This is a genomic window from Streptomyces finlayi (genome assembly GCF_014216315.1).
In the GTDB taxonomy this organism is placed as follows: domain Bacteria; phylum Actinomycetota; class Actinomycetes; order Streptomycetales; family Streptomycetaceae; genus Streptomyces; species Streptomyces finlayi_A.
Window position 1 is genome coordinate 201,978 of the sequence record NZ_CP045702.1, and the last position, 12,214, is coordinate 214,191.

The 12,214-nt window shown below is 68.9% G+C and carries 10 protein-coding genes and 1 pseudogene; 6 read left to right on the top strand and 5 right to left on the bottom strand.

Annotated features, from left to right (window positions below):
* The first annotated feature begins 83 nt into the window (after nucleotides 1-83).
* Nucleotides 84-1,361, top strand: coding sequence for a PP2C family protein-serine/threonine phosphatase (locus F0344_RS01020; RefSeq protein ID WP_374940045.1), 1,278 nt, complete (start codon nucleotides 84-86; stop codon nucleotides 1,359-1,361).
* A 191-nt stretch (nucleotides 1,362-1,552) separates the two neighbouring features.
* On the opposite strand, the gene ppdK is transcribed toward F0344_RS01020, so the two are convergent.
* Nucleotides 1,553-4,255, bottom strand: a complete 2,703-nt coding sequence (ppdK, locus tag F0344_RS01025) for a pyruvate, phosphate dikinase (protein ID WP_185296963.1) — start codon at nucleotides 4,253-4,255, stop codon at nucleotides 1,553-1,555.
* 607 nt (nucleotides 4,256-4,862) lie between these two features.
* Between ppdK and F0344_RS01030 the strand changes: the two genes are divergently transcribed.
* Nucleotides 4,863-5,327 (top strand): pyridoxamine 5'-phosphate oxidase family protein, encoded by a 465-nt coding sequence (locus tag F0344_RS01030; protein ID WP_185296964.1) that lies wholly within the window; start codon nucleotides 4,863-4,865, stop codon nucleotides 5,325-5,327.
* 245 nt (nucleotides 5,328-5,572) lie between these two features.
* Here the strand turns inward: F0344_RS01030 and F0344_RS01035 are convergent, their stop codons facing one another.
* Together F0344_RS01035 and F0344_RS01040 are read right to left on the bottom strand one after the other, a co-directional pair.
* Nucleotides 5,573-7,288: a sensor histidine kinase gene (locus tag F0344_RS01035; protein ID WP_374940046.1), complete on the bottom strand. Its 1,716-nt coding sequence runs from the start codon at nucleotides 7,286-7,288 to the stop codon at nucleotides 5,573-5,575.
* Between the two features lie 17 nt (nucleotides 7,289-7,305).
* Nucleotides 7,306-7,800, bottom strand: coding sequence for a glyceraldehyde 3-phosphate dehydrogenase NAD-binding domain-containing protein (locus tag F0344_RS01040; protein ID WP_374940047.1), 495 nt, complete (start codon nucleotides 7,798-7,800; stop codon nucleotides 7,306-7,308).
* A 25-nt stretch (nucleotides 7,801-7,825) separates the two neighbouring features.
* Between F0344_RS01040 and F0344_RS01045 the strand changes: the two are divergent.
* Together F0344_RS01045 and F0344_RS01050 are read left to right on the top strand one after the other, a co-directional pair.
* Nucleotides 7,826-8,219 (top strand): annotated as a pseudogene (locus F0344_RS01045) (zinc-binding dehydrogenase); the annotation flags it as partial.
* A 149-nt stretch (nucleotides 8,220-8,368) separates the two neighbouring features.
* Entirely contained in the window at nucleotides 8,369-9,019 is a 651-nt protein-coding gene (locus F0344_RS01050; RefSeq protein ID WP_185296965.1) for a CBS domain-containing protein, read from the top strand.
* Nucleotides 9,020-9,339: 320 nt separating this feature from the next.
* Here F0344_RS01050 and F0344_RS01055 read toward each other — a convergent pair whose 3' ends face one another.
* A complete protein-coding gene (locus tag F0344_RS01055; protein WP_258049561.1) occupies nucleotides 9,340-9,684 on the bottom strand; it encodes an alpha-amylase in 345 nt (114 codons plus the stop codon).
* A 344-nt stretch (nucleotides 9,685-10,028) separates the two neighbouring features.
* Nucleotides 10,029-10,355 (bottom strand): GYD domain-containing protein, encoded by a 327-nt coding sequence (locus tag F0344_RS01060; protein ID WP_185296966.1) that lies wholly within the window; start codon nucleotides 10,353-10,355, stop codon nucleotides 10,029-10,031.
* A 562-nt stretch (nucleotides 10,356-10,917) separates the two neighbouring features.
* Between F0344_RS01060 and F0344_RS01065 the strand changes: the two genes are divergently transcribed.
* Together F0344_RS01065 and F0344_RS01070 are read left to right on the top strand one after the other, a co-directional pair.
* Entirely contained in the window at nucleotides 10,918-11,175 is a 258-nt protein-coding gene (locus tag F0344_RS01065) for a WhiB family transcriptional regulator (RefSeq protein ID WP_185296967.1), read from the top strand.
* 332 nt (nucleotides 11,176-11,507) lie between these two features.
* On the top strand, nucleotides 11,508-12,044 hold the full coding sequence (locus F0344_RS01070; protein ID WP_185296968.1) for a Dps family protein: 537 nt from the start codon (nucleotides 11,508-11,510) through the stop codon (nucleotides 12,042-12,044).
* The last annotated feature ends 170 nt before the right edge of the window (nucleotides 12,045-12,214 follow it).

Genomic DNA, 12,214 nt, shown 5'->3' on the forward strand with positions numbered 1-12,214 from the left:
TCGGGTCCGAAGAACGAGGTGATCGTGCCATGCCCTCCGAGAACGAGCCTGGAGGACGAGCCCGTGAACACAGCCTTCCCGAATTGCGCACGCGGCTGGACGACGAGCTGGAAGGCATTGCCACGCAGGTGCACGCGCTGGCTGGGGCGAAGGACCGGCTGGAGGGGCTACTCGACGCGGTACTGGCCATCGGCAGCGACCTGGACCTGCCTACCGTCCTCCGCCGTATCGTGACCACCGCCATGCACCTGGCCCGCGCCCGCTACGGCGCACTCGGCGTTCTTCACGAGTCCGGTGACCACCTGGATCAGTTCATCACCGCCGGCCTCACGGACGACGAGCGCGCCGCTCTCGGGAATGTGGACTTTCCCCACGGCCGCGGCGTACTCGGTCACTTGATCCGCCACCCCGAGCCGCTGCGCTTGGACGACATCTCCTCCCACCCGGCATCGGTCGGCTTCCCTCCCGGCCACCCGCCCATGCGCACCCTGCTCGGCGTTGCGATCACGGTGCGTGGCGAGATCTACGGCGACCTGTACCTGTCGGAGCGACACGACGGCCGCCCGTTCGACCAGGACGACGAGGAAATCGTGCGTGCGCTCGCCGGAGCCGCCGGGATCGCCATCGACAACGCCCGCCTGTTCGGCTTCATGCGTGACAGCGCCGAACAGTTTCAGCGGCTGCTGCTCCCGGTGCTGCCGGACCTGGCCCCCTTCTCGGGCGCCGCGGTCTACCGGACCGCTGCCGAACCGGCCGGCGTCGGCGGCGACTGGTACGACGCCGTGGTCCTGCCCGACAACGCCTGTGCGGCCGTCGTCGGTGACGTGGTGGGCCATGACCTGCATGCCGCCGCCGCCATGGCGCAGGCGCGCAACATGCTCCGGGCACTGCTGTACGACCGCAAGACCCCACCAAGTTCCGTGCTGACGCAGCTCGACCACACCGTGCACGCCACCACCGATCTGCCGGTCACTACCGCGTGCCTGGCCCGGATCGAACCCGCCGACAAGGGGTGGACGCTCCACTGGAGCACCGCCGGCCACCTGCCGCCCCTGGTCCTCACCCCCGACGGCCACGCCGAGTACCTGCACGCCGACCCCGGCATTCCACTCGGCGTCGACCCGGAAATGCGCCGCCCGGACCACAGCCACCCCCTGCCGGACGGCGCCACCATCCTGTTGTTCACCGACGGCCTCGTCGAACACCCTCACCACCCCATCGACGAAGGCCTGGCCACCCTCCGAGACCTGGCAGCCGCCCACGCGACCCTGCCACTGGACAACCTCGTGCGCACACTCGCCGACCAGCACCCCAGCGACGGCCACGACGACATGGCCATCCTGGCCTTGCGCACCCCGTAGACAACCTGTGTCCGTGCCCTGCGGCGCAACTGCCGCAGGGCACGGGCGGGGAGGGCCGTTCGGCCCCGATCCCTGTCTCAGAGGCCCTTCAGCCCTCCGTCGCACGAGCGCACGCTCGGAGGTGGAATGACTCGCGCACCGGCCTCGAAGAGACACTCGTTCCTCGACACCAGCACGACCCGCCTTGGACTTCACCTGCCCGCCTGAGCCTCGGTCGCCCGAAGGGCGGCACGCCCGGCTTCGAGCCGGGCGACTGGTACCCGGAAGGGGGAGCACGACACGTAGTCCAGGCCGGTGTCGTGGAAGAAGTGGACTGACTGCGGGTCTCCCCCGTGCTCCCCGCAGACCCCGATGTTCAGCCCGGGCCGGGTCGCTCGGCCCTCCGCGACGGCGATCTCGACCAGACGTCCGACCCCTTCACGGTCGATCGTCTCGAACGGGGAGGTCTGGAAGATGCCCTTGTCGAGGTAGGCCGAGAAGAACGCGGCCTCGACGTCGTCGCGGGAGAAGCCCCAGGTCGTCTGCGTCAGGTCGTTCGTGCCGAGGGAGAAGAACTCCGCGTCCTCGGCGATGCTGCCCGCGGTGAGGGCCGCCCTGGGCAGCTCGATCATCGTCCCCACCGGGCAGCCCAGCGCGACGCCGGTACCCGCCGAGACCCGCTCCAGTACACGAGCGACTTCCGCTCGTACCAGTCGGAACTCCTCCACCGCATCGACCAGCGGCACCATGATTTCGGCCTGCGGATCGCCGCCGGCACGCTTGCGGGCCACCACAGCCTCGGCGACGGCGCGCACCTGCATGGCCACGAGCCCGGGAACAACCAGACCTAGCCGCACACCGCGCAGACCCAGCATGGGGTTCGCCTCGTGCATCCGGGTGACCGCCGCCAGCAGTTCCGTCTCGTGGAGGTCGGGCTGCCGCCCGAGGGCTTCGTCCCGGGCAACGCGCACCGACAGCTCCGTCAGGTCGGGCAAGAACTCGTGCAAGGGCGGGTCGAGGAGCCGAATGGTCACGGGCAGCCCGTCCATCGCTTCCAGGATGCCGATGAAGTCCGCGCGCTGCAGGGGCAGGAGGGCGTTGAGCGCCGCTTCCCTCTCCTCATCGTCGTGTGCCAGGATCATCGCCTCCACCAGGGAGCGGCGGTCGCCGAGGAACATGTGCTCGGTGCGGCACAGACCGATCCCCTGCGCACCGAACCGCCGGGCGCGGGCGGCGTCCTCCGGCGTGTCGGCGTTCGCCCGCACCTCCATGCGCCGGGCCTCGTCCGCCTGCCCCATGACCCGGTGCACGTCGCGTACGACTTGCGTCGCCGACTCCCCCGGCGGGTGCCCGCCGTCCTCGAAGTACCGCATCACCGGAGAGTCCACGAGAGGTACGGCGCCCAGGAACACCAGACCCTCGGACCCGTCGACCGAGACGACATCGCCTTCCCGTACGGTGACCGAGGGCGTCGAGAAGCTCCGCCCCTGAGGATCGACGGTGAGCTCCCCGGCCCCGCACACACAGACCTTGCCCATCCCCCGGGCGACAACGGCCGCGTGGCTCGTCTTGCCTCCCCGGCTGGTGAGCACGGCTTCCGCGGCGATCATGCCGGGCAGGTCGTCCGGTGTCGTCTCCTGCCGTACGAGGACGACCTTCTCCCCTTCGGCGGACCGGCGGACCGCTTCGGCGGAGTCGAACACGACCGCGCCCACGGCGGCCCCGGGTGAGGCGGGGATGCCCCGGGCCAGCACCTCTCGCGTGCCGGAGCTGTCGAAGCGGGGGAACATCAGCCGCGCCAGTCCTTCACCGTCGACCCGCGCCAGCCCTTCCTGCGGGGTGATCAGGCCCTCATCGACCAGTTGTCCGGCGATGGCGAAGGCGGCCTGGGACGTGCGCTTGCCGACACGGGTCTGCAGCATCCACAGGGTGGCGCGTTCGATGGTGAACTCGATGTCGCAGAGATCCCGGTAGTGCGCCTCCAACTGCGCCATGCAGTCGCGCAGCCGGGCGAAGGAGGCGGGGTCAAGGTGTTCCAGCTCCTGAAGGGGCACGGTGTCGCGGATGCCGGCGACGACGTCCTCGCCCTGGGCGTTCGGCAGGTAGTCGCCGTAGATGCCGGGCTGCCCGGTGGCAGGGTCGCGGGTGAATGCCACGCCGCTGCCCGAGTCCGGGCCGAGGTTGCCGAACACCATGGCCTGGATGTTGACAGCCGTGCCCAGATCGTCCGCGATGTGCTCGCGACGCCGGTAGATGCGCGCCCGTTCGCCGTTCCACGAGGTGAAGACGGCGAGCGTGGCCCGTCGGAGCTGCTCGGCGGGGTCTTGGGGGAACGCCTCCCCCGTTTCCTCCAGGATCAGATCCTGGTACATCTGGACGAGCCTGATCAGGTCACAGGTGTCGAGCTGGGTGTCGTCGTCGGCGTGGTGCTGCTTCTTGATCCCGGCCAGGACGCTCTCGAAACGTGCACTGTCGACGCCCATGACCGTACTGCCGAACATCTGCACGAGACGGCGGTACGAGTCCCAGGCGAACCGTTCCCGCCCCAGGGCCTTCGCCAGTCCGAGGACGGACAGGTCGTTGAGACCGATGTCGAGGATGGTCTCCATCATGCCTGGCATGGAGAACCGGGCGCCGGATCGGACCGAGACCAGCAGGGGGGCGTCCACCTGGCCGAGCCGTCGCCCCGCCGCACGTTCCATGACGGCAAGGTGCTCGCTGACCTGGCGCTCCAGCTCCGGCGGAGGCTCTCCGGTCGCCAGGAAGACCCGGCAGGCCTCGGTGGTGACCGTGAAGCCAGGTGGTACGGGAAGGCCCATGCGCGCCATCTCGGCGAGGTTGGCCCCCTTGCCGCCCAGGAGGCCGGCCATGTCCCGGCCGCCCTCGTGGAAGTTGTATACGTACTTCCCGTCCATAACGGCACGCCCGTCCTTCGGTATCGGCCGGGATTTCCCGACGTCTAGCGGGTCTCCCGTCTTCACACTGGACGACTCCCACAGTGAGCAGGAGGGGCCGATGGGCCCGGAGCGGGACCAAGGGGCCCTCTCGGGGGAAGCAGGCCGGGTCCGCCCGTCGGCGTCGGGGTGTCCTCATGTCCCGAGGCCGGATCAGGACGGCGAGCAGAGGTGGCCTCGGCTGACAGCCTGGCGGGAACGGTCGCCGGACCAGCAGACGACGGCGTCGGCACGTCCCCGCACGACCGGCGGCACCGGCCAGGAGCCGGATCTGTCGCACGTACGGGGCGGCGCGAACATGTCGGCGGCGCGAACATGTCGGCGGCGCGTGCGTAGGTCTCGCGTACGTCGAGCCTGAGCCTGCCCTCTGTCGACCGCGTGGTCCGTAGTCCCGCCCAAAGCCCCCACCAGGGCCATGCAGACCCGCGACGTGCTGAGCTGTGCGCAACCCCGGAATCCGACCATGCCCCAGAGGTCCGTTCGGCCCTATTCCGACTGCGGGTTCCAAGGGAAGCTGGCCTCAGGCAGCTCAGAACACGACGACCAAGCCGGAGCAGAGGCGGGCACGATGAAGAACGAAGCCAGGCGACGAGGGGCGGGTGACCTCCGAGGTGCAGTGGCGCCCCGGCATCTTGCACAGCTCGACCGAGCCGAGGCGCTCCGCCTGCTCGGCACTGTCTCCTTGGGGCGCATCGTTTTCACGCAACACGCCCTGCCGGCCATCCGCCCGGTCAACCACGTCATGGACGGCGACGACATCATCGTCCAGTTGCACGACGGCGCCACACTCGCCTCCATCGTGGCGCCCACTCACGCGGCAGGTGTCGTGGTCGCCTATGAGGCGGACGTCATCGATCCCGAAACCCATCTCGGCTGGAGCGTGGTGGTGACCGGTTACGCCCACCGGGTCACCGATGGCGACGAGCTCGCGAGCTTCTCCGCCCGTCTGCGCCCGTGGGTGCAACGCCCGGCCGTGAACGCCGCCCTGCGCATCCGGCCCGATCTGATCACAGGCTTGCAGCTCACCGTCTAGCTTCTGTGCACGGAGGTGGGTGACAGTGATCACGGCTGGGTGATCTTGAACGAGTGAGGGCCTTCCGGGTTCGGTGTGGATTACGACATCTACGCCGAACGACCACAAGGCCCTCGTACCCCACCGTAATGCACCCCTGGCCAAGACCGGCCGCCCGCGCCTGGCCCGCTGTGTGGTCAAGGACGGCTGGCCGCCGCGGCGGGCCGCCGACGGAGAGCGTCCCCGACGCACCAGCTCGTCTCGACTCAGCCGATTCCGAGCGGTGCCCGCCACACAAGTCGGCTGCCGCCCTCGTCCGGGCGCTCGACCTTCAGGGTGCCGTCCACGCTGCTGGCCCGTTCCTCAAGATTGTTCAGACCGCTTCGCCTACCGCCGGCCGGGATGCCCCTGCCGTTGTCCGACACGATGAGGACGACCTCGTCGGAGGTGGCCTGCAACGCGACCTCGACCCGGGTGGCATGCGCATGGCGAGCGGCGTTACTCAGCATTTCGGTGAGCGCCGCCATGACGTGATCGGCTACCTGCGGTGCAACGTCCGTGTCGAGCAGGCCCTCCATGCTCAGGCGGGGTGGGAACCCGAGCGTCGTCGCCATCTCGCCCACCGCGCGTGCCACGCGGGCACGCAGGCTCGGTCCCGCGTCCTCTTCCCGGGCCCGCAGACCGAAAATCGTCGAGCGGATGATCTTGATCGTCTCGTCCAGGTCACCGACCGCACGCGAGACACGTTCGGCGGCGCCCTCGTGCTGCACGAGCCGGGCCGCGCTCTGCAGAGTCATACCGGTGGCGAACAACCGCTGGATAGCCAGGTCATGCAGATCACGGGCGATCCGGTCCCGGTCCTCAAGGAGCGCGAGCTGCTCCGCGTCGTTCCGGCGCTCAGCCAGCTCCAGACCGAGCGCGGCCTGGCCCGCGAAAGCCAGCAGCGGTTCCAGTTCCGCTTCGGTGAAAACCGCCTCGCCCAGTTGCCTGGCCAGGAGCAGAACACCCCGCGCGTCTTTTGCCGTGATTCCCAAAGGCACGGCCACCGCCGGCCCCAGGCCCTCGAAACGGCGAGGCCCGGCGGTATAGCGGTCGTCTTCCGCCAGAGCGGCTGTCGAGAAGGGCGCGCCTCCTACGTGGGCAGCGCCGGACAGAGTGCCCTCGACCGGGACCACCAGCCCACGTCGGGTTTCACCGCACGCACCGATGGCCAGCTCGACGACCAGGTCGTCCGTCCCGGCAACAGGCACGGACACGTCGGCGAGCGCTGCTCCCGTTATCTCCTGAGCGCGGCGGGCAATCAGCTCCAGAACCTCCAGGCGCGGGCTGCCGGAGAGCAGGCTGTTGGTGACTTCCGCGCTTGCCCGCAACCAGCGCTGCTGACGCTGCGACGCCTCGTAGAGCCGGGCGTTGTCGATGGCCACACCAGCCGCCACCGACAAGGTGGAGATCACCGATTCGTCCTCGGCGTCGAAATCCTGACCGCCGCGCTTGTCGGTCAGGTAAAGATTGCCGAAAACCTCGTCGCGTACCCGGATGGGCACACCCAGGAACGTACTCATCGGAGGGTGATGAGCGGGGAAACCGTACGATGCCTCGTGAGCGCCCAGCTCGGTCAGGCGCAGCGGCTCCGGGTTGCGGATGAGCTCACCCAACAGGCCGTGCCCCGCGGGCAGAGGGCCGATCTTCTCGATCTCCTCCTCCGTCAGCCCGACGACGAGGAACTGCGACAGGGTCCGGCCGTCCGGACCGATCACTCCCAGGGCGCCGTACTGGGCGTCAACCAGGAGAGCCGCAGCTTCCACGATGCGGCGCAGCACCTGGGACAAGTCAAGCTCGCGACCCACCGAGACAACGGCCTCCAGGAGACTGTGTACACGGTCCCTCGTGCCTCGAGCCGCGTTGATACGCGCCTGGAGTTCCTCCAGCAGCTCATCGAGCCGCATCTGAGGCATCCGCGACAACGGCTCTTCCACGCCCACTGGATCTCCTCCGTCGATCACCCGCTCCGAACAGACAGCCTATCGGCTGTGCGGGGGCCGAGGGGTCGCTCAAGCGGCCGGCGCCCAGGCCGACGAGGGAGGCCTTGCGCAATGCCACCGCTCTGGCGACTGCCGAACAGAAGATCGCCCTGACCGGCCAGCACACCTTGCGCGTTCCCGCCTTCAGGTGCCGGCCCGGCGTCTTCCCTGGTTCGGAAGCGGCAGGCGGCCTCGATGACCACGTCCACGACCACGTCCACACCGAGGCCCCCCCGGCGCAGGTCGGCCGGATCGCGCTCGGACGTGACGGCTATGCGGTGCCCGGCCACCGTAATGGATTCCTCGTCGTAGTCGACGGTGCGCCCCAGACGACCGTAGGCGGAGTCGTAGGTGAGCGGATGGGCCAGCTCAAGGTGCCGGGCGGCCCAGCCCGATTGCGGGCCGAACGGCCCGCCACAGGGGTCCTGACCGGTTCTGTCGCCTTCCCGCGACTCGCACCACGCTGGAATCAACGAAGAACAGGGGGAGCGGACGATGAAGGCAGCAGTGGTGAAGGTCCTCGGAGCGCCCTTGGTGATCGACCCGGCTACGGTGCTCCAGCGGCACGGCGGCGCCCACGCCGTCCTCTCCCTGGCCGTGAACGATGACGCTCTGGCGACAGGGCTCGCCGGCCTGCCACGTGGCGGCAAGCTGGTCCTGGTCGCCCTCCCCGCGGACGGGGCCGTCGAGGTGCCCGTCTTCTCCACCGTGCTGGGTGGGATCTCCGTGATCGGCTCGATCGGGCACACGCCAGGACCTTGCGGAGGTGTTCCAGTTGCATGCCGCCGGACGTACGCGCGTGGTCTACGAGGCCCGCCCGCTGTCGTCCGTCAACGAGTGCGTCGACGTACTCGACGGCCGGGTCACCGCCCGCGTCGTCCTCGAGATGTGACTCTTCGGTCTCACCGTCGAGTGTCCCGCTGAGAAGCGGGGACGTGAGCACCGGACATCACGGTGGCAGTCGGCATGAGCGATTGGTGAAACCCGCGCGAAAGAGTGGAGTTGAGAACCGTGGTCAGGAATCGGACCGTTGGAGAACTGATGACCAGCGAGGTGGTGCAGGCGCACCCGGACACCCCCTTCGAGGAGTTGGCCCGGCTGCTCGATGCCCACCGGATCAGCGGCCTGCCGGTGGTGGACCGTGACGACAAGGTCATGGGCGTGGTGTCCCAATCCGACCTCACCAAGCGACAGGCGGCTCGCGGCGGGCCCGGGACCGCCCGGCATCGAATCCTGCGAACGGTGAGAGGAATGGCCCACGTCGGCCGTGCTCCGGTCCCTGCCGTCACAGCCTGCGAGGTCATGACGAGTCCAGCGGTCACCGTGCATCCCGAACAGCGCGTGGTGGACGCCGCACGCATCATGGAACGCCGCCACATCGACCGGCTGCCCGTGGTGGACGAGGAGGACCGGCTCATAGGCATCACCACACGCCGTGACCTCCTGCGCGTCTTCCTGCGCACCGACGAAGAGATTCGGTCGGACGTCTTGGACACGGCAGCCCTCCATCGCCCCGCGCAAGGCGTCGCCGACCAGCTGCGTATCGATGTCCACGACGGGGTGGTCACCATGGCGGGTCGACTCCCGCCTGATACCGACACCTCAGGCCTGATCCGTGCAGCGTGGCGAGTGGACGGTGTGGTCGGTGTGGTGAACCGGCTGGCAGAGACTCTCCCGACACGGAAGACGTAGTTGTCTGAGCCAGCGGATTCTTCCAAATGGTCCGCGAGGCGCGGGAGATGGAGCTCATGCGCGGTGAGCAGCCGCGGCCGGTCTTTCAGGTGGGTGTGCTCGTGAGACCCTCGACCAGGAACGTGAGCCTTCTCGGATGGCCGGTAACGGCTGCGGCGTACAGACCTGCCCCTCCTCGACCTTCCAGTCCAGGTAACGCCTGCTGGGCGGGAGAGAGCGTCTGTCTTCCGGTCAGTCGTCCTTCCGGTACTTGATCGCCATCACCCCGAGCCCCCCTCCGGCCAGGGCCATGGTGCCTCCGATGGCGACGACGATCCATCTCAGGCGCCGCCGGCCTCGACGAGGTCCGGCTCGCACGTCCGCAGCCCTGTGACGTAGTTGAGCTGCGGTCCGTAACCGGCGAAGGTCGCCGACATGCCGGGCTCGATGACCCGGCACGGGGCTGCCTGGCCGTCGGTGTACTCGACCGTGACGGCGGCGGTGACGTCGCAGCTGTTGACGACCGTGCTGTAACGCCGGCCCGAGTAGTGCTGCACGCACTCCGGAGCCGCGGCGGTGGCCGCCACGGCGGACGGGGCGGCGGCCAAGGCCATCAGGACGCTGGCCACGGCTGCGGCGACGAGGGCGACGAGGTGCGATGCGCGTGCCGTAAGAGAGAGGTTCATGTCCGGCATCTTCAAGGCACGCGGCAGCCTTGCGCAGACGAGTCTCGGCGTCGATGACGATCTGGCGATTGGTGGAGTGCCGGCAGTTCTTCGACCACTCGGAGATCTCGTGGTCGCGGGTGGGGACCATGGCGCCGCCCATGATGGGCCCCGCACCCCTCGTGGAATCTCTTGCGGGGCTGGAGTGCGAACAGTGGAGCGAGACGGTCGATGATGCGGTCCACAGCGGAGCTCCGGCGAAAGAACTCAGACACGGCGACCAGGCACAGCTGGGATCACCCGCGAATGACCACACCTGGGCGAACCACTCACCTCGTCACCCGAGAACGCGGCAGCCTGAACCGCTACGAGCCCGGCGCCCGGTACCGGACTCGTTCGGCTTTGCGCAGGGCATCCATGGTTTCGTCGACCGTCAGGAGGACTGTCGTCTCGAACGAGCTGAGCGCGCCGCCTCCACTGATCGCCAGCGCAACCGCGGCCATGGACACGTTGTCGGGGGCCTCCCACAGGTTGTAGCCGTCGTGCGTGCCGAAGGCGTACCAGAAGCCGTGGAGCTTCCCGCCGACGGACTCGATGTACGCCTGAGCGGCCTTTGCGCGGTCCTCGGGGTGGGCGGTCAGCCTCGCCCACGTCTCCGGCGTGTAGCTGAACCTCGATAGATAGAGCGGCATCATGTCTCCCTTTCGTTCCACCGAAGGATGCCCCCGCGGGGCGGGGAACGCGCCGGATGCGGCCCGCGTGTCCCCCAAACGGCTGGGGACAACGACCGGCATGGGCACATGCCGGTCGGTGAGCAACCCACCCGGGCGCGCTGTCCCTGCTTTTCGTACCCGGTGGCTGATACGTCCGCGTACGGTCCGGTACGCGTGTCCACTACCGGTCCCACCCTGCCCGCGCGTGCGAGCTACTTCGTCTCACAGCCCGAGAACGCGTCAGCCCTGCATCACTGGGGCATGCCGTGCGCGGCAAGAGCTCCGGCGGCACCATCCTGCCTGCCTCCACGGAGGCGGGTGCGTACCGGGGCGACGAACCAGGTGCCGCCCGGCAAGAAGTCGGTGGCGCCCACGCCCCGCCAGGTATTCGCGGCGCCGGCGACTGGCACTTACAACTGCCTTATTTCAGTCACCAGTTACTCCAGCGGCGTCCATCGCGGTCGCCGGGGCGACGTTTCAACTGCCGCTGAACGGTGAGCCGAGTAGGAGCGCATTCCACGCTCATACCGCAGGAGGATTCATGGACGACTGGCGTGCATCCGCGGCCTGTCAGAACGCCGACCCCGACCTCTTCTTCCCGGTCGGGACCGGCGCCCCCGCTCTCATCCAGGCCGAGGAAGCGAAAGAGGTCTGCCTGCGCTGCCCCGTGCGCGAGGCGTGTCTCAGGTGGGCCATGGAGGACTCCCGCCAGGTGACGGGAGTGTGGGGCGGCCTGGACGAGGACGAACGGCGCGCTCGGAAGCGGCGGCTGCGGCGCCGGACGAGCGAGGTGCGCTGAGCCCGGCGTGGGCTCCGGGACACACTCGCAGCCCACGTAGCGGTCGGCGGCGGCCACAGCCGGCCACCAGGTCCGCTGCCCCGAGTCGAGGACGAGGCCGCGACGAGGAACCCCGTGCCGCGGATCGCCTGTCCGCTGTTCACCGCAGCGGGCCGGCAGCGAGTCGGCAGCGGGTCTCATACGTCCGCCCCAGTGAACAGGAGTCCGGCCCCGGCGCGGCCGGAAGGCGGGAACCGCATTCAGCTGGTTGTCTGAAAACCTCAACGCCTGACTCCTCAAGGAGCACCACTGTGTCACCACAGCGTCCACAGATTTCCTACACCGTGCCGGGCATGACCACGGAGGTCGGCCGTGAGGTCATCGCCCTGCTGCAGATGCGCCTGCACTCGCTGAATGATCTGGGCCTGACCCTCAAGCACATCCACTGGAACGTCGTCGGGCCGCATTTCATCGCCGTGCACGAAATGCTCGACCCACAGGTCGATCAGGTCCGCTCCATGGCGGACGACCTGGCCGAGCGCATCTCCACCCTGGGCGGCGAACCGCAGGGCACACCGGGCGCCCTGGTCGCCGACCGTGCGTGGAACGACTACTCGATCGGCAGAGCCGAAGCCATCGAACACCTCGGCGCCCTCAACCTCGTGTACACCGAGGTCATCAAGGACCACCGGGCCGCGATGCAGGCAACCGAGGAATCCGACCCCGTAACGCAGGACATGCTCATCGAGCAGCTCCGCGGGCTGGAACTCTTCCAGTGGTTCGTCCGCGCGCACCTCGAGTCCAGCATCGGACAACTCAGCACCGCCGGCGCCTCGACCGAAACCGCTGCCGCGTCCCAGGCAGGCGACCGGGCACGCACCCAGCCCTGACCCACGAGGAGCAGACGCCGCCTCCCGCGACGGCTCACGCCGGGGGATGGCTGCGCGTCGCTCCCGCTCGCGAGGTCTGCCGTTGCTCCGCACGCCACTCCAACGGCGCACACGCACGGCCGCTTCCCGCTCCCGGCTGTTCAGACACCATGGCTCGGTCCAGGAGCCGG